The organism is Geobacillus subterraneus (assembly GCF_001618685.1).
GTDB classification, from domain to species: Bacteria; Bacillota; Bacilli; order Bacillales; family Anoxybacillaceae; genus Geobacillus; species Geobacillus subterraneus.
In genome coordinates, this window is record NZ_CP014342.1 from 172,581 (window position 1) to 190,826 (window position 18,246).

14 protein-coding genes and 3 pseudogenes are annotated in these 18,246 nt (G+C 54.2%); 16 read left to right on the forward strand and 1 reads right to left on the reverse strand.

Going from position 1 to position 18,246, the window contains the following annotated elements; all coding sequences use genetic code 11:
* Window positions 1-81: 81 nt before the first annotated feature.
* The 12 genes and pseudogenes from GS3922_RS00740 to GS3922_RS00790 all read left to right on the forward strand — a co-directional run bounded on the left by GS3922_RS00740 (window position 82) and on the right by GS3922_RS00790 (window position 10,679).
* Window positions 82-945: a YitT family protein gene (locus tag GS3922_RS00740; RefSeq protein ID WP_063164760.1), complete on the forward strand. Its 864-nt coding sequence runs from the start codon at window positions 82-84 to the stop codon at window positions 943-945.
* 62 nt (window positions 946-1,007) lie between these two features.
* The gene (cccB, locus tag GS3922_RS00745) at window positions 1,008-1,346 is read left to right on the forward strand and encodes a cytochrome c551 (RefSeq protein ID WP_063164761.1); all 339 of its coding nucleotides are present in this window, start codon (window positions 1,008-1,010) and stop codon (window positions 1,344-1,346) included.
* 478 nt (window positions 1,347-1,824) lie between these two features.
* Complete coding sequence (ftsE, locus tag GS3922_RS00750) at window positions 1,825-2,511, forward strand: cell division ATP-binding protein FtsE (RefSeq protein ID WP_063164762.1); 687 nt, start codon at window positions 1,825-1,827, stop codon at window positions 2,509-2,511.
* Entirely contained in the window at window positions 2,501-3,394 is an 894-nt protein-coding gene (gene ftsX, locus GS3922_RS00755; RefSeq protein WP_063164763.1) for a permease-like cell division protein FtsX, read from the forward strand. The genes ftsE and ftsX overlap by 11 nt, the downstream gene beginning before the upstream one ends.
* Window positions 3,395-3,425: 31 nt before the next feature.
* Entirely contained in the window at window positions 3,426-4,721 is a 1,296-nt protein-coding gene (locus GS3922_RS00760; RefSeq protein ID WP_063164764.1) for a murein hydrolase activator EnvC family protein, read from the forward strand.
* Between the two features lie 396 nt (window positions 4,722-5,117).
* Window positions 5,118-6,755, forward strand: a pseudogene (gene merA / locus GS3922_RS00765) (mercury(II) reductase); the annotation flags it as partial.
* 50 nt (window positions 6,756-6,805) lie between these two features.
* Window positions 6,806-7,312: a TlpA family protein disulfide reductase gene (locus GS3922_RS00770; RefSeq protein ID WP_143424827.1), complete on the forward strand. Its 507-nt coding sequence runs from the start codon at window positions 6,806-6,808 to the stop codon at window positions 7,310-7,312.
* Window positions 7,313-7,323: 11 nt separating this feature from the next.
* Window positions 7,324-7,482, forward strand: a complete 159-nt coding sequence (locus GS3922_RS18450; RefSeq protein WP_366663853.1) for a hypothetical protein — start codon at window positions 7,324-7,326, stop codon at window positions 7,480-7,482.
* A gap of 44 nt (window positions 7,483-7,526) precedes the next feature.
* Window positions 7,527-7,784, forward strand: a pseudogene (locus tag GS3922_RS00775) (MerR family transcriptional regulator); the annotation flags it as partial.
* Window positions 7,785-7,869: 85 nt separating this feature from the next.
* A pseudogene (locus tag GS3922_RS00780) lies at window positions 7,870-8,302 on the forward strand (DoxX family protein).
* Window positions 8,289-8,996: a pirin family protein gene (locus GS3922_RS00785; protein ID WP_063164766.1), complete on the forward strand. Its 708-nt coding sequence runs from the start codon at window positions 8,289-8,291 to the stop codon at window positions 8,994-8,996. Before GS3922_RS00780 ends, GS3922_RS00785 begins: the two are co-directional and overlap by 14 nt.
* A gap of 237 nt (window positions 8,997-9,233) precedes the next feature.
* Entirely contained in the window at window positions 9,234-10,679 is a 1,446-nt protein-coding gene (locus tag GS3922_RS00790) for a S41 family peptidase (RefSeq protein ID WP_063164767.1), read from the forward strand.
* A 280-nt stretch (window positions 10,680-10,959) separates the two neighbouring features.
* On the opposite strand, the gene GS3922_RS00795 is transcribed toward GS3922_RS00790, so the two are convergent.
* Window positions 10,960-11,478: a MerR family transcriptional regulator gene (locus GS3922_RS00795; protein WP_063164768.1), complete on the reverse strand. Its 519-nt coding sequence runs from the start codon at window positions 11,476-11,478 to the stop codon at window positions 10,960-10,962.
* A 221-nt stretch (window positions 11,479-11,699) separates the two neighbouring features.
* On the opposite strand from GS3922_RS00795, the gene GS3922_RS00800 reads away from it, so the two are divergent.
* The 4 genes from GS3922_RS00800 (at window position 11,700) to uvrA (ending at window position 18,139) form a co-directional block, all read left to right on the forward strand.
* Entirely contained in the window at window positions 11,700-12,872 is a 1,173-nt protein-coding gene (locus GS3922_RS00800) for a PDZ domain-containing protein (protein ID WP_063164769.1), read from the forward strand.
* Window positions 12,873-12,886: 14 nt separating this feature from the next.
* Window positions 12,887-13,108 carry a CsbA family protein gene (locus tag GS3922_RS00805; RefSeq protein WP_063164770.1) on the forward strand — a complete coding sequence of 74 codons (222 nt, stop codon included), beginning with the start codon at window positions 12,887-12,889 and terminating at the stop codon, window positions 13,106-13,108.
* A 176-nt stretch (window positions 13,109-13,284) separates the two neighbouring features.
* Window positions 13,285-15,264: an excinuclease ABC subunit UvrB gene (gene uvrB / locus GS3922_RS00810; protein WP_063164771.1), complete on the forward strand. Its 1,980-nt coding sequence runs from the start codon at window positions 13,285-13,287 to the stop codon at window positions 15,262-15,264.
* Window positions 15,265-15,271: 7 nt separating this feature from the next.
* On the forward strand, window positions 15,272-18,139 hold the full coding sequence (gene uvrA / locus GS3922_RS00815; protein ID WP_063164772.1) for an excinuclease ABC subunit UvrA: 2,868 nt from the start codon (window positions 15,272-15,274) through the stop codon (window positions 18,137-18,139).
* The last annotated feature ends 107 nt before the right edge of the window (window positions 18,140-18,246 follow it).

Sequence of the window (18,246 nt, forward strand, 5' to 3'; positions counted from 1 at the left end):
AGCAGATCGCTATCGCGTTAACCGGCTGTCATTTACTTCAAAAAACGGGCATGCTATACTCACAGAGGAAGGTGGGGAAGCATGCGGAGAAAAAGAGACAAAGCGATGTCTCCAGCGGTGGAGGCGGCCTTGGAGTATGTGTACGTGCTTGTTGGTGCAGCGATTGTCGCCGTCGCGTTTAACGTGTTTTTGCTGCCGAATCGGATCGCCTCTGGCGGAGTGAGCGGGATTAGCACGATTGTGGATGCGCTGTTTGGCATCGAGCCCGCCTATGTCCAATGGGCGCTCAACATCCCGCTGTTTATCGCCGGCGTCGTCCTTTTAGGCCGGCAGTTTGGCGTCAAGACGTTTGTCGGAACGGTATTTTTGCCGCTTGTCGTCTATATCACGAAAGGGATGGAGCCGGCGACGGCGAATCCGCTTCTTGGCGCGTTGTTTGGCGGCATCGGCGTCGGGCTTGGCCTCGGTATAGTGTTTCGCGGCCGCGCCTCGACGGGCGGCACCGATTTGGCCGCCCAAATCATCCATAAATATACCGGACTGTCGCTTGGGATGTGCGTCATTTTTATTGACGGCTTGATCGTGTTAACCGCAGCGTTCGTGTTTGATATTGAACGGGCGCTTTATGCCTTGATCGCCTTGTATGTGACAAGCAAAACGATCGACCTCGTCCAAGTCGGGCTCGGCTACTCAAAAATCGCTCTCATCATTACAAAGGAAGAAGAAAAAGTGCGGCGCGCCATTTTGCATGAAATCGACCGCGGGGTGACGCGGCTGCCCGCGTATGGCGGCTATACGGAACATGAACGGCCGGTGTTGATGTGCGTCGTCGCTCAATCGGAGTTCACAAAATTGAAACAAATCGTGCGAACCATTGATCCGACAGCGTTTGTCGTCGTTGCCAACGCCGCTGAAGTGCTTGGAGAGGGATTTCAACGTACGTAAAACGGAAAAAATCGGTTATAATAACGAAAGAAGCGAATTTTTGTTTTTAGGGGGAGTTCATGATGAAGTGGAAATTAGCAACCGTGTTCCTTGGCGCTTCGCTGGCGCTTGCAGCATGCGGCGGCGGTGATGACAACGCCGGGGAGCAAAACGGCGGCAATAACAACGGCGGAGGGGATACCGTTGCTGCTGCTGAGCAAATTTATCAGCAAAACTGTGCATCATGCCACGGTCAAGACCTTTCAGGAGGGGTCGGTCCGAACTTACAAAAAGTAGGAAGCAAATATTCGACAGATGAAATTAAAGATGTCATCGTCAACGGCCGCGGCGCTATGCCTGCAGGGATCATCCAAGGCGAAGACGCCGACAAAGTGGCAGAATGGCTCGCCGCGAAAAAATAAGGCATGAACCAAGCACCGTCCAGTTTCCTTTCAGGAGCTGGGCGGTCTTTTTTGCCGATGTGACAGACGGGCTTACGTTCCCTCCTCCCCCTAACGGACGCTTTTTCCTATAAGGTCGGGATCAGCTGGAAGCTGCACACAATGAAAAGCCGACGTAACGAGATGTCAATATGGCCCGAGAATAGGATCGCTCATTGCCTCACCCACTTTTGATGGCGCGGTTGTCGATGATGCCGACAAGGCCGTTGGGGAAAGGGCTGCAGCGGCTACGGTGTGCAGCGCGGTCGGGAAGTTGCCCCTTCCTCCCACATGTGTATAGAACTTTTCTCCTAGTTTTGCTATTGTCTCCTATTTGAAATATAAATGTAAAATTCGACAGCAAAAAATCGTGTTATAATAAACCTTGCGGAATTTTGCGAGATTCATTCGAAACAGCTCGAGAAATGACAGCAAGCGAGTCGAAACATAGGTGATTATGATGATTGAAATGCAAGATGTGTACAAAACATACCCGAACGGAGTCGTGGCGCTAAACGGCGTCAACGTCCGCATCAAGCAGGGAGAATTCGTCTATGTCGTTGGGCCTAGCGGTGCGGGCAAATCGACATTTATTAAAATGATGTACCGTGAAGAAAAGCCGACGAGCGGTAAAATTATGGTCAACGGCGTCAATCTCGCCAACATAAAAGACAATAAAGTTCCGTTGCTGCGCCGCAACATCGGCGTTGTGTTTCAAGATTTTAAGCTGCTTCCGAAGCTCAACGTCTATGAAAACGTCGCTTTTGCCTTGGAAGTGATTGAAGAATCGCCGAAAGTGATCCGCAAAAAAGTGATGGAAGTACTCGATTTAGTCGGCCTCAAACATAAAGTCCGCTCTTATCCGAACGAACTGTCCGGCGGCGAACAGCAGCGTGTCTCGATCGCCCGCTCGATCGTCAACTCCCCGAAAATCGTGATTGCTGATGAACCGACAGGAAACTTGGACCCCGAAACATCGTGGGACATTATGCAACTGTTTGAGAAAATTAACGATCGGGGCACGACGATTGTGATGGCGACCCATAATAAAGAGATCGTCAATGCCACCCGCCGGCGCGTCATCGCGATCGAAAACGGGAAAATCGTCCGTGACGAAGCGAAGGGGGAATACGGCTATGACGCTTAACACGTTCAAGCGCCACGTTCGGGAGAGCGTAAAAAGCCTCGGCCGCAACGGCTGGATGACGTTTGCATCCGCGAGCGCCGTCACGGTGACGCTATTGCTTGTCGGAGTCTTTTTTGTCGTCATGTTCAACATTAACTATTTTGCAAAAAAAGTGGAAGATGATGTTGAAATTCGCGTCCATATCGATTTGACCGCTGACAGCAAAGAGAAGGATGCGCTGCGCCAGCGAATTGAAGCCATTCCTAACGTCAAAGAAGTTCGCTACTCGTCAAAAGATGAGGAGCTGAAGCGGCTGATTGAGAGCATGGGTGAGGAAGGCTCATCGTTCCGCCTGTTTGAGCAGGACAACCCGTTAAGCGATGTGTACGTCGTGAAGGCCGCTCATCCGCAAGATACCGTCGGCATTGCGAAGCGAATTGAAACATTCCCATCCGTTCATAAAGTCAATTATGGACAAGGGACGGTAGAAAAGCTATTTAATGCGCTTGAAGTCATGCGCAACGTCGGGCTGGTGCTCATTCTCGGCCTGTTGTTTACGGCGATGTTTTTAATTTCCAACACCATTAAAATTACGATTTTTGCCCGTCGCCGCGAAATTGAAATTATGCGGCTCGTCGGGGCGACGAACGGGTTTATCCGCTGGCCGTTTTTCCTCGAAGGGCTATGGCTTGGGGTGCTCGGTTCGATCGTTCCGATTGTTGTGCTGGCGCTCGTCTATTACAATGTGTACCGTCTGTATGAACAGCAATTTTCGCTGCAGCTTTTTGAACTTTTGCCGTTTTCCCCATTCATTTGGCAACTGAGCGTCTTGTTGTTGGCCATTGGTGCCGTGATCGGCGTTTGGGGAAGCGTCATGTCCGTGCGCAAGTTTTTGAAAGTATAAAAATAAGTTTGAGAGGGAGAGGGGACAAGCGATGAAAAAGAAAAAGATGCTGGCACTCGCTGTCGCAGCAGCGCTCGGGTTGGGCGTTCTTCCGCCGGCAGCGGACGCTGTCAGCAATCGCGATATCGAGCAAAAACGGAGCGAAATCGATGCGCTGCGCTCCAAACGGTCGGATGTCGAAGAGAAAATCAGCGAGGCGCAAAAAAATATTGAAACTCTCCAATCGCAGCAAAAACAAGTGGCCAATGACATTGAAAAGCTCAATATCGCCATTGAGGAAACGAGCGGCAAAATTCGCAACGTTAGTGCGGACATCAGTGAAACCGAACAGGCGATCGACAAGCTGAAACAGGAAATTGCCGAGATTCAGGAGCGGATTGAAAAGCGGAATGAGATTTTAAAAGCGCGCCTGCGCTCGCTCCAAGAAAGCGGCGGGGCGATCAGCTACCTGGAAGTGCTGCTTGGCGCCCAAAGCTTCAGCGACTTCATCGACCGTATGAGCGCGGTGACGACGATCATGGAAGCTGACCAGCAAATCATCCGTGAGCAAGAAGCGGATAAAGCGCTCAAAGAGAAAAAAGAAACCGAACTCACGCAAAAGCGGAACAAACTGCAAGCGGACCTGCAGGAGCTAAAACAGCTGCAAGCCCAACTCGCCGCCCAGCTTGAACAGAAAAACCGCTTAATGTCGGATTTGAAGCAAAAAGAGGAAGAAGAGCATGAGCACAAAATGGCGCTTGAAGAGGAAAAAGAGCTGATCGCCAAACAAGAAGCAGCCGTGAAGCAGCAGCTCGCCGAACTGGAGCGGCAAAAACGCGCTGAGGAAGAAGCAGCGAAACAGCGTGGACGTACATATTCACCGCCGGCATCGAAAAGCGGCGGGGAAGCGCCATCCGGCGGCAGCGTCCCGCCGGTATCGAGCGGGGCGTTCACCCGTCCGGCCAACGGACCGATCACGTCCGGTTTCGGTTACCGGTTTGGTGGCACGGACTTCCATCTGGGAGTCGATATTGGCAAGCGGGCTCCGGTCGTTCCGGTCGTTGCCGCCGCCGACGGGGTCGTGTTCCGTTCCTACTATTCTAGCAGCTACGGCAACGTCATTTTCATCAGTCACGTCATTAACGGCCAAGTGTATACGACCGTTTACGCCCATCTCGAGGCGCGGTTGGCGGGAGGAGGACAGCGTGTCCAAAAAGGACAAATCATCGGCTATATGGGCAACACCGGGCAGTCCTTTGGCCCGCACCTTCACTTTGAATTGCATCGCGGCGGGTGGAACGTCGGGAAAACAAATGCGGTCGACCCGCGCAATTATATTGCGTTCTAACACGATTAAATCAATATGTATGCGCAACTTGTCTATCGATTTGCGGTGGACGAGTTGCGCATTTTTTGCAGTGTTGAGGCTGCCTAGAAGGCGGTGATTGATGTGGAAGTGTGCGCAGCATCTGTATTTTCTCAAATCGAGAAACCTTGCTAAGCCTGATCTTTGCTTCTCACCACCACGGTTTGTTTTTTGTTTCACTGATGATGATAGTTGGAAGGCGAGAGCTAACGCGACCGGGCGAAACGGATGGTTGTTCCCCGGGGAAAACGGGAAATGGCCGCGGAGCGTGCTGCGTTCCCTTCCGAATGAATCATGAGAGCGAATGATATGGATTCTTGTGGAAGGTTCGTACAAAATAGGAAAGAGACATTTGGCGGATAAGGAGTGTTTTTCATCATGAAAACGTATCGAATGACCGTTCAAGGCATGACATGTACCGGTTGTGAACGACATGTCGCTGCGGCACTGAACGAGATCGGAGCCAAGCAGATTGACGTCAGCTTCCGGCGTGGGGAAGCGGTATTTGCGCTGCCCGAGGACGCCGACATTGACATGGCGAGACAAGCGGTCAAAAACGCTCATTACGAGCCGGGGGAGGCAGAGGAGATCTCCGCGCCAGCCAGCCCTGCCATCGCTGGCGAAGGAGAGTACGACTACATCATCATTGGTTCTGGCGCGGCAGCCTTTTCCTCGGCGATTGAAGCGGTGAAATACGGGGCGAAAGTCGCCATGGTCGAACGAGGAACCGTCGGGGGGACGTGCGTCAATATCGGCTGCGTGCCATCTAAGACATTGCTTCGGGCCGGGGAAATTTATGCGTTGGCGCGGAATCACCCGTTTCTCGGGCTTCATACATCAGCCGGTCCGGTCGACTTGGCGCCGTTGGTGAAGCAAAAAAATGAATTGGTCAAGCAGCTTCGCCAAGCGAAATACGCCGATTTAATCGGGGAGTACGGGTTCGACTTCATCCAAGGGGAAGCCCGATTTGTCGATGGTCAAACGATTGAAGTCAACGGCCAAACGCTGTCGGCGAAACGGTTTTTGATCGCCACTGGCGCTTCTCCAGCTGTGCCGAACATTCCGGGGCTTCATGAAGTCGACTACTTGACGAGCACGACGTTGCTTGAGTTGAAAAACGTGCCGAAGCGGCTCGCGGTCATCGGTGCCGGATCTATAGGGCTGGAACTCGGGCAGCTGTTCCACCATCTCGGTTCAGAAGTGACGCTGATGCAGCGAAGCCCGCGCCTGTTGAAAGGGTATGACCCGGAAATTTCTGAAGCGGTGACCCAGGCGCTCATAGAACAAGGCATCCGCGTCATCACCGGCGCCTCGTTTGAACGGGTCAAACAAGAAGGAGACACGAAAAACGTGTATGTGAACGTCGATGGCCGCATCGGGGTCATTGAGGCGGATGAACTGCTCGTAGCGGCGGGGCGGACGCCAAATACAGCGGCGTTGAACTTGGAGGCGGCCGGCGTCAAGGTTGGGGCGCGCGGGGAAATTTGGACGGACGAATATACGCGGACGACAAACCCGGCGATTTACGCGGCAGGCGATGTGACGCTCGGCCCTCAGTTCGTCTATGTCGCGGCCCATCAAGGCGCCGTTGCCGCGGCCAATGCCATAGGCGGGCTAAATCAGCGCTGGGATACGGCCGTCGTTCCGGCGGTGACATTCACCCGCCCGGCGGTTGCGACGGTCGGTTTGACTGAGCAGCGGGCAAAAGAAAACGGATATGAGGTGAAAACGTCCGTTCTTCCGCTTGAGGCAGTGCCGCGCGCCATCGTCAACCGGGAAACGACCGGCGTAGTGAAACTCGTCGCCGAGGCGAATACCGGCAAACTGTTAGGCGCTCATGTCGTCGCCGACCATGCCGGTGAGGTCATTTACGCTGCAGCGTTGGCGATTCAATTCGGATTAACGATCGACGACCTTCGTCGCACGTTGGCTCCGTATTTAACGATGGCGGAAGGGCTGAAGCTGGCGGCGCTGACGTTTGACCAAGATGTCTCGAAACTGTCGTGCTGTGCGGGGGAAAGCCTTCGAACGGAGGCCACGGTTTCACGGAGCGTTGGAATCGATTGTTGTTGCGGTTGCAACGAAGCTTAATGGGGAGCGATCCGTTTGGCGGGGTTCTCCTCCTCATCACAGTTTTGGCGGTGGGATGGTTGAGTGTAAACAAGACTGCAACAAGAGAGGACACCATCCACATTCGCGTGAAAGATATTGAGGGAAATACGGTCAACATCAATGACCAAAAGCCAACCGTCCTGTTCTTTATGGCCGCCTGGTGCGTTTCATGCGTTGATATCGAACAGAATTTGAAGGAAGTAGCAAAGGAAAGGAACGTTCAAGTGGTGACCGTCGATGTGGATCCCCAGACGGATGCAAAGGAAGATTTAGCAGCGTTTCAGCGAACGTATGGGGAGGATTGGCCGCATGTGTTTGATGCTGATCTTTCCCTTGTCAAGTTATTTAGGGTGAACTCGCTTGATGGCGTGGCTGGATGCTGTAGCTTGCCCCAAACTGGCGGGATCTCATTGAGAACAAGGAGATTTGCCCAAAATGCTCTGCTGGAGGGTTGCCAATAGACGAAGGGGAGATGAGAAAAGTTTTGAACAAGGATAGTGGGGGCTTGGTTATCGAAAGGGAAGGTTACTTTCGATGCCTTAATTCGCATTGCCCCGTTTCCTTGTTCAGCAGGGTCGATGATATGAGGTTTTGGATGTGGGATATTGTCCCCAATGAACGGTGGAAATAAAAGTACGATGGGAAACTCTAGTAACTTTCAGCGAGGGTGATGATATGGGAACGTATCGCATCGGTAAACTAGCGGAAAAATGCCATGTCAATAAAGAAACGATCCGATACTACGAACGGAAAGGGCTCATTCCAGAAACCGAGCGGACCGAAGGCGGATATCGGTTGTATACGGAAGAAACGATCCGGCGCATCCAGTTCATTAAGCGGCTGCAAGGGCTCGGATTCACCTTGGCGGAAATTCATAAACTGCTTGGCATTGTCGATCGGGACCATGACCGATGCAAAGATATGTCCCATTTTTTTCGCTTGCCTTTTCCCCTTTGATTTTTATATAATTATTTTGAATTCAAGAATTATGTATTAATAGTATTGGGAGAGCGTCATTATGATAAGTCTTGGTTTGCTCGTCATCCGGGTTGTCTTCGGCTTGACATTTGCTGCGCATGGAGCGCAAAAACGGTTCGGATGGTTTAGGGAATATGGGCTGCAAGGAACAGCCGGATGGAGTCGCTCGGGCTGAAGCCCGGGAAAGCGATGGCAGCGGTGGCCGGCTTGAGTGAACAGGCCGACGAGCTGTTGTTTGCGATTGGATTGTTGACGCCGCTGACGGCGCTCTTCATGATTATCCCGATGGCTGTTGCGATCGTGAAGGTACATGGGCCGAACGGGTATTGGGTGACGCAAAACGGTTATGAATAAATATAGCCATTATCACTGTAGCGCTCGGGGTGGCGCTTGCCGGACCAGGGCGGTACGCGCTTGATGCTGTTATGATTTCAATAATGAAGGAAGGAGAGGAAAAGGATGATTCAGATTGACCGGGCTTCATCCCGTTATCATGCCGATTACGGTTGGCTGAAAACGTACCATAGTTTTTCGTTTGGCGAGTATTACGACCCGAACAACATCCAGTTTGGACCGCTGCGGGTGTTAAACGACGATTTCGTCGCACCGCTTGCCGGTTTTGGCGCTCACCCGCACCGGGAGATGGAAATTGTGTCGATCGTGTTGAAAGGGTACTTGCAACATGAAGACAGCACCGGGCATAAGGCCGTAACGACGTTTGGTGGTGTGCAGCGGATGTCTGCCGGCACCGGCATCGTTCACTCGGAAGTGAATCCGTCGGCGACCGAAGAAGTGAACTTTTTGCAGCTTTGGTTTTTGCCGGAAGAACACGGGTTAACGCCTTCGTACGAGCGGACCGAGTTTCCGGTCGAGAAGATGAAAAATGCGCTGCTGCCGGTCGTGGCCAAACAGCCTTCTTCGCCGGGGATTGCTCATATTCACCAAGATGTAACGATTTACTTGTCTGACTTAGAGAGAGGGAACGAACTGACGTTTACCCAGCCAGAGGAACGGAAAATCTTTGTCTTTGTCATTGATGGCGATTTGACATTACAAGGTGATGCTTTATTGCAGACGCGCGATGCAGCCCGCATAACGGAAACGCCGGCGCTTCGCTTGTCGACGAACGAAGGAGCGCGGTTCATGCTCATTGACTTGCCAAACTAAAACGTAAAGGAGGGGCATCTTTCGCCAATGCGGCGGGGATGCCTCTTTTTTCCGTGTCCGTATGAGTTGAGAAATCAAAAACGAGCGTGTAAACTAATAGCAGGGATGGACGGCGGTTCCCCTATGGCGAGAACGGGGAAGCATACTCAGTACAAGCCTGACATATGATGGAGATAAGGGCATGGCACGGCGTTAGGCGGTGCTTTTCCTTTATGTACAGGGTGAGGAGGAAACAACGTGAAAAAAACGACGACGGCCGCATTGATGGCCATATCGATGCTCATCGGGGCCGGCGGGACGTATGCTGGCTTGCAGCTGGCCGGCGGGGCGGAGGACAGTCCGATGTCAGCGGTCATGTCCGCTGAACCGTCCAAAGTAACAAACGATAACGAAGAGATGAAAAAAATCCGCCAGGCGTATGAGCTGATCAAAAGCCGGTACGTGGAAAAGGTCGATGAGGAACAATTGACGGAAGGCGCCATTCAAGGCATGATTGGCACGCTTGATGATCCATATTCCGTCTACATGGATGCGGAAACGACCGAACAGTTTAATGAGTCGCTCGACTCGTCATTTGAAGGGATCGGCGCTGAAGTAAGCATGATCGACGGGAAAGTGACGATCGTCGCGCCGATTAAAAACTCACCGGCAGAAAAAGCGGGACTGAAACCGAACGACCAAATTTTGCGCGTGAACGGGGAAAGCCTTGAAGGGCTCGATTTGTATGAGGCGGTGCTGAAAATCCGCGGCAAAAAAGGGACGACGGTGGAGCTTGAGATTCTCCGCCCAGGCGCGAAACATGTCATGAAAGTCAAAGTCGTCCGTGACGAAATCCCAATCGAAACGGTGTATGAGGCGGTCAAAACGCATGACGGCAAAAAGGCCGGCTACTTGCAAATTACGTCGTTTTCGGAAAACACGGCCGCTGACTTTAAAAAGAAATTGGCGAAGCTTGAAAACGAAAAAATCGACGGGCTTATTATCGACGTACGCGGCAATCCAGGCGGCTATTTGCAAAGCGTCGAGGAAATTTTAAAAGAGCTCGTCCCGAAACAGAAACCGTATGTGCAAATTGAAGAGCGCGATGGCGACAAACAAAAATTTTATTCTGAGTTAACGGTGAAAAAACCGTATCCGATCGTTGTGCTCATCGACCAAGGCAGCGCGTCGGCGTCAGAAATTTTAGCCGGCGCGATGAAGGAAGCAGGCGGCTATAAGCTCGTCGGCGAGACGACGTTCGGCAAAGGGACGGTGCAGCAGGCCATCCCGATGGGCGACGGCAGCAACATTAAGCTGACGCTCTACAAATGGTTGACGCCGGATGGACATTGGATTCATAAAAAAGGAATCAAGCCGGATGTGGCGGTTGCGCAGCCTGAGTTTTTCCACGTCACTCCGCTCCATGTGGAAAAACCGTTCGCGTATGATATGAATGATGAACAAATTGCCAGCGCGCAAAAAATGTTAAAAGGGCTCGGGTTTGACCCGGGTCGTACGGACGGCTACTTCAGCAAAGAAACGGAAACAGCGGTGAAAGCATTCCAAAAAGCAAATCAGCTCCCGGCCACCGGACGGATCGATGAAACGACGGCTGACGTACTGCAAGCGAAAATTATGGAAGCGATCCGCGACCCGAAGCACGACGTACAGTTGAAAGCAGCATTAGATGTGTTATTCCCATAAACAGCGTCGGAGCTCCCAGCCTAGGGGGCTCTTTTCTATGAACATCCCGCGCCGGCGAGCGGTGATTTTCATCCCCGGTTGGAGGGCAAACCATTTTCTATGAGCATGCGCGCACCTTGATCCGTCGCCGTTACGTTTCGGGGAAAGCAAACGTTGCCCATAGAACGTTTCGCCGGACATGCGTCTTTCTTATGCCGCTGTCATGGGGATGTCCGGATGGAGCGCGAACGTTTTTTGCCAAAAAAAAAAACGCCCTGCACAGGGCGGAACGCCTGGGACGTCAAGCAAACAACCCCATCACCCGCCCGAGACCGCGCCGTTTCCGCTTTGGTTCGTCCGGTGTTTCATGGGAGGAAGGCGGCCGATTGTTCAGCTGCTGTTCGAGACGGGCGACAAGCTGCTCGAGGGCGGTGAGGCGGGCAGTGATTTCTTCCATTTCCCGGCGGTGATGAAGAAGCTGAATCGAAACAACGTCATCCGCTTTTTGTTCTAATTGTTGTTCGAGTTGATCAAGGCGCGAGGCTACCCGGGTTAATTGTGGTTCGACATATCCTTGAAACAAAGCGTCAATGGGAACGTTCCGCGGCGGTGTCGAGGGACGGTCAGGTGCCGGAGGCGCTTCGAGTGCCGCGCCTTGTTCAAATTTGACCCGTTCGAGCAAGGCGACTGTTTTTTCATCAAACAAATAGTGGCCAGCTTCGTTTTTCCGCAGCGGAATGTCATATTTCCGCACCCAGCGTTGAACCGTTTTCGGCGAGACTCCAAGTCGGGCGGCGACATCGGCTGTTTTTAATTCCATCGTTCCACTCCTCCTTTTTCATCTTCTGTTATATCCTTTTTCGATCTCCATTGAAAATCCTGCCTAGCCGACAAAACTAGTGCCGATTCGGCAAAGAAAGTGGAAAATGGCGCAAATTCGCCATAAGCGGCAAAAAAGATTACAACAGGCATGGGATTTGTCGTTGCCATTTGGTAGAATAGAAGATAAAGACTCGTGAACGAAGCAAGGGGGGGAAGCGGATGGCAGCATGGGGGTTGGAACTGCTTGAAGGCATCGCGGCCGTATGGCGGCAGCCGCTCCTTTATTATGGCGTCTTTTTAGCGATTGTCGCCGGCTGGCGGCGGATGAAGCGGGAGCGCCGTGACTTTCATGTGCGCATCCATCATCCGTGGCAAGAATGGCGCGGGCTCTGGACATGGGGATGGGCAGCCGGCGCGGTGTTGTCCGCGGCGGCGATCATCGTTGGGATCGCGTTGCCGCGCGAGGCGGTGTGGATGGTGACCGCGCTGACCGTTGTCATCGGCTTAACGATGGAGGCGCGCCTATTGTCGCCGGCGTATACGGTTGGCGGTGCGCTCGTGCTGCTCGGTTTAGCCGGGCCAAGCGGGATGGTGGGCCGCATATTCCCCGATGGCGCAACGGCGGGGACGTCTTTGACTTTGTTGCTTGTGCTGCTGCTGTTGGCGGAAGGATGGCTCATCCTCCGCTCGCGGAACGGGGCCGTCTCACCGCAGCTGGCCAAAAGCAAGCGGGGGATGACAGTCGGCATGCAATGGGCGCAGCGCTTTTGGTTTGTGCCGCTCGTGCTCCCGGTATCCGGCGGTGCGCTGCCGCCGGCCTCGTGGTGGCCGCTTCTTCCGGCCGGGGACGGGTATTCATTTTGGCTTGTGCCGTTTCTTCTCGGCTTTTCGCAACGCCGGCAGCACATCATGCCGCCGGAAGCGGCGCGGGAGGAGGGACGGCGTGTGCTTCGGCTTGCGCTTCTTGTCACTCTGCCGGCTGTTTTTAGCGTGTGGTACGCACCGCTGGCGTTTGTCGCAGGAGTTATGGCGATCGTCGGCCGCGAGTGGATCGCTTTTTCCGGGCACCGCGATGACCGCGCCCGCCCGCCCCGTTTCGCCCGCCATTCGCAAGGGCTGGTGATCGTCGGCGTGCTCCCCGGCTCGAAAGCGGAGAAAATGGGGCTGCAAATCGGAGAAATCATTATGAAAGCGAATGGCGTCCCCGTGCGGACGGAGGCGGAGTTTTACGAAGCGCTGCAGCGCAACCGGGCGTTTTGTAAGCTTGATGTTGTCGGGCATAACGGCGAAGTCCGCTTTGTCCAAGGGGCGTTGTATGAAGATGAGCACCATGAGCTGGGCTTGCTGTTTGTGCGCAATCGGGACGCGTCGGCGTCCGAAGCTGTTTCGTAAAGGAGACTGAGCATATGTGGTTTCTCGCGGCACTCATCATTCCGTGCCTGCTTGTCTTGTTGTTTACCCGGGTGACTTATAACCGATACATCGCGTTGTTATTGACGATCGCGTTGCTTGTCGCTTCGTATGTCAAAGGGTATACGGACGAACTGCATGAAATTGTCGCCGATATTGCATCGACGATCACCGGCTTCTTGTTGGCCGGACGGATGTTGGACAATTTGAAGAAGTGACGGACAGGCGGGCCTCGAAGCGGCCCGCTTTTTCACGTTCTGTACGCAGGCAAACGAAGAGGGAGCAATGGAAATCGCTGCGTTGATTGGCACGAATATCAGTTCGCGTTTTTTGTGCATCTGCCAAGGGGATGTGATACAATGGGGAGAGACGGATCGGAGAGGGAGGAGAAACGGTGGACGACCGTTTTCAATTAGTGTCATCGTATCAACCGCAAGGCGATCAGCCGCAGGCGATTGAACAATTGGTTGACGGTTTAATGCGCGGAGTGAAGCACCAAACGCTGCTCGGGGCGACGGGAACGGGCAAAACGTTCACCATCTCGAACGTCATCGCCCAAGTGAACAAGCCGACGCTTGTGATCGCCCATAACAAAACGCTCGCTGGACAGTTGTACAGCGAGCTGAAGGAGTTTTTCCCGTACAACGCCGTCGAATACTTTGTCAGCTACTACGACTATTATCAGCCGGAAGCGTATGTGCCGCAAACGGATACGTATATTGAAAAAGATGCGAAAATTAACGACGAGATCGATAAATTGCGGCACTCGGCGACATCGGCGCTGTTTGAGCGGCGGGACGTCATCATCGTCGCCAGCGTGTCGTGCATTTACGGCTTAGGGTCGCCGGAAGAATACCGCGAGCTTGTCGTTTCGCTGCGCGTCGGCATGGAGATCGAGCGCAACACGTTGCTGCGGCGGTTGGTCGATATCCAGTACGACCGCAATGATATCGACTTCCGGCGCGGCACGTTTCGCGTCCGCGGCGATGTCGTCGAGATTTTTCCGGCGTCGCGCGATGAGCATTGCATCCGCGTCGAGTTTTTTGGCGATGAAATCGACCGCATTCGCGAAGTCGACGCCTTGACCGGTGAAGTGCTCGGCGAGCGTGAGCACGTCGCCATTTTCCCGGCGTCGCACTTTGTCACGCGCGAGGAGAAAATGCGGCTTGCGATTCAAAACATCGAACAAGAGCTCGAGGAGCGACTTGCCGAGCTGCGCGAACAAGGAAAGCTGTTAGAAGCGCAGCGGCTCGAGCAACGGACGCGCTATGACCTTGAAATGATGCGCGAAATGGGCTTTTGTTCCGGAATCGAAAACTACTCGCGCCATTTGGCGCTCCGACCGCCGGGTTCAACGCCGTATACGCTGCTTGACTATTTTCCGGACGATTTTTTGATCATCATCGATGAATCGCACGTCACGCTGCCGCAGCTGCGCGGCATGTACAACGGCGACCGGGCGCGCAAGCAAGTGCTCGTCGACCATGGCTTTCGCCTGCCGTCGGCGCTCGATAACCGTCCGCTTACCTTTGAAGAGTTCGAGCAAAAAATCAACCAAATTATTTATGTCTCCGCGACGCCGGGGCCGTATGAGCTTGAACATAGCCCGGGTGTGGTTGAACAAATCATCCGCCCGACCGGGCTTCTCGATCCGACGATTGACGTTCGTCCGATCGCCGGGCAAATTGACGATTTGATCGGGGAAATTCGCGAACGCGTTGAGCGGAACGAGCGGACATTGGTGACGACGCTGACGAAAAAAATGGCGGAAGATTTAACGGATTACTTAAAAGAGGCGGGATTGAAAGTCGCCTATTTGCATTCGGAAATTAAAACGCTTGAGCGCATTGAAATCATCCGTGATTTGCGGCTTGGCAAATATGATGTGTTAGTCGGCATCAACTTGCTTCGCGAAGGGCTCGATATTCCGGAAGTGTCGCTTGTCGCCATTTTGGACGCCGACAAAGAAGGATTTTTGCGTTCGGAGCGCTCGCTCATCCAGACGATCGGCCGCGCGGCGCGCAACGCGAACGGCCATGTGATCATGTACGCCGATACGGTGACGAAATCGATGGAAATCGCCATTCAAGAGACGAAGCGGCGCCGGGCGATTCAAGAGGAATACAACCGCAAACATGGCATCGTGCCGCGCACGATCCAAAAGGAGATTCGCGATGTGATCCGCGCGACGTATGCGGCCGAAGAAACGGAAACGTACGAGGCGAAGCCGGCGGCCGCCAGCATGACAAAACAAGAACGGGAAGCGCTCATCCGCCAGCTGGAAGCGGAGATGAAAGAAGCGGCCAAAGCGCTCGACTTCGAGCGGGCCGCCCAGCTGCGCGATGCGATTTTCGAGTTGAAAGCGGAAGGATGATGGCCGGGTGAACGGAACGGATAAAATTATCGTCAAAGGGGCGCGTGCCCATAACTTAAAAAACATTGACGTTGAAATCCCGCGCGGACAGCTCGTTGTGTTGACCGGGTTGTCTGGGTCGGGCAAGTCGTCGTTGGCGTTTGACACGATTTACGCGGAAGGGCAGCGGCGCTACGTCGAGTCGCTATCGGCGTACGCCCGCCAGTTTTTAGGACAGATGGACAAACCGGATGTCGATGCGATCGAAGGGCTGTCGCCGGCCATTTCGATCGACCAAAAAACGACGAGCCGCAACCCGCGCTCCACGGTCGGCACGGTGACGGAAATTTACGATTATTTGCGGCTGCTGTTCGCCCGCATCGGCCGGCCGTTCTGCCCGACGCACGGCATCGAAATTCAATCGCAGACGATCGAGCAAATGGTCGACCGGCTGCTCGCGTACCCGGAGCGGACGAAAATGCAAATTCTTGCTCCGATCGTCTCGGGAAGAAAAGGGACGCATGCGAAAGTGCTTGACGATATCCGCAAGCAAGGGTATGTGCGCGTCCGCATTGACGGCGAGATGCGCGAGTTGACCGAAGACATTGAGCTGGAAAAAAACAAAAAACATTCGATTGATGTCATCGTCGACCGGATCGTGATCAAAGACGGCATCACATCAAGGCTCGCCGATTCGCTGGAGACGGCATTGAAGCTCGCGGACGGCAAAGTGATCGTTGACGTCGTCGGCCAGGAGGAGCTGTTGTTCAGCGAAAAGCACGCCTGCCCGTATTGCGGCTTTTCGATCGGGGAGCTTGAGCCGCGCCTGTTTTCGTTCAACAGCCCGTTTGGCGCCTGTCCGGACTGCGACGGGCTCGGGGTGAAGCTCGAAGTCGATCCGGACCTTATCATCCCGAACGATGAATTGACATTGAAGGAGCACGCCATCGCTCCGTGGGAGCCGCAAAGCTCGCAATATTACCCGCAGCTGCTTGAGGCGGTGTGCCGCCATTACGGCATCCCGATGGACGTGCCGGTAAAAGAGCTGCCAAAAGAGCAGCTGGAGAAGATTTTGTACGGCAGCGGCGGGGAGCCGATTTATTTCCGCTATACGACCGATTTTGGCCAGGTGCGCGAACAATATATCCAGTTTGAAGGCGTCATTCCGAACGTCGAACGCCGTTACCGGGAGACAAGCTCCGATTACATCCGCGAACAAATGGAAAAATATATGGCCGAACAGCCGTGCCCGACGTGCCAAGGCTATCGGCTGAAAAAAGAAAGCCTCGCCGTCTTGGTCGGCGGCAAGCATATCGGCGAAGTGACCGCGATGTCGGTGACCGAAGCGCTCGCCTTTTTTGACGGATTGGAACTGACGGAAAAAGAAGCGCAAATCGCCCGCCTCATTTTGCGTGAAATTCGCGACCGGCTCGGCTTCTTGCAAAACGTCGGCCTCGACTATTTGACGCTCAGCCGCTCAGCGGGCACGCTTTCCGGCGGCGAGGCGCAGCGCATCCGGTTAGCGACGCAAATCGGCTCGCGGCTGACGGGGGTGTTGTACGTGCTCGATGAGCCGTCGATCGGACTGCATCAGCGCGACAACGACCGGCTGATCGCGACGTTAAAAAGCATGCGCGACCTTGGCAATACGCTCATTGTCGTCGAACATGACGAAGATACGATGCTTGCGGCCGACTATTTGATTGACATCGGCCCAGGGGCGGGCATTCACGGCGGCGAGGTCGTCGCGGCCGGCACGCCGGAAGAGGTGATGAATGATCCGAACTCGCTCACCGGTCAATATTTATCCGGGAAAAAATTCATCCCGATCCCGGCCGAACGGCGCCAGCCGGACGGACGGTGGCTCGAGGTCGTCGGCGCCCGCGAGCACAACTTGAAAAACGTCTCGGTGAACATCCCGCTCGGCACGTTCGTCGCTGTCACCGGGGTGTCGGGTTCAGGCAAAAGCACGCTCGTGAACGAGGTGCTTTATAAGGCGCTCGCGCAAAAGCTGCACCGGGCAAAAGCGAAACCGGGGGAACATCGCGACATCCGCGGGCTTGAGCACCTCGACAAAGTGATTGACATCGACCAGTCGCCGATCGGCCGCACCCCGCGGTCGAACCCAGCGACCTACACCGGGGTGTTTGATGACATTCGCGACGTGTTTGCTGCCACGAACGAAGCGAAAGTGCGCGGCTACAAAAAAGGGCGCTTCAGCTTCAACGTCAAAGGCGGGCGCTGCGAGGCGTGCCATGGCGATGGGATCATCAAAATTGAAATGCACTTTTTGCCGGACGTATACGTCCCTTGCGAAGTATGCCACGGCAAACGGTACAACCGCGAGACGCTTGAAGTGACATACAAAGGGAAAACTATCGCCGACGTGCTGGACATGACGGTCGAAGATGCGCTGGACTTTTTCGCTTCGATTCCGAAAATTAAGCGCAAGCTAGAGACGTTGTATGATGTCGGCCTCGGCTATATGAAGCTCGGCCAGCCGGCGACAACGCTCTCCGGCGGCGAGGCGCAGCGCGTCAAGCTCGCTGCCGAGCTGCACCGCCGCTCGAACGGCCGGACGCTCTACATTTTAGACGAGCCGACGACCGGGCTGCACGTCGATGACATCGCCCGTCTGCTTGATGTGCTTCATCGGCTGGTCGACAACGGCGATACGGTGCTTGTCATCGAACACAACTTGGACGTCATTAAAACGGCTGATTACATCATTGACCTAGGTCCGGAAGGCGGCGACCGCGGCGGGCAAATTGTCGCGGCCGGCACGCCGGAACACGTGGCTGGGGTCGAAGCTTCCTACACCGGCCGCTATTTGAAACCGATTTTGGAGCGCGACCGGGCGCGCATGCAGGCGTGGTATGAGGCGGCAAAGGCGTAACGCTTTTGCCGTTTTTTTATCATGTTTGAAGAAAACGGTGAGCGCCACGCCTTTTGTGCCGGCAACAGGAAACTTTTCCCGGCGGTCATCGTATATACAGGTAGAGA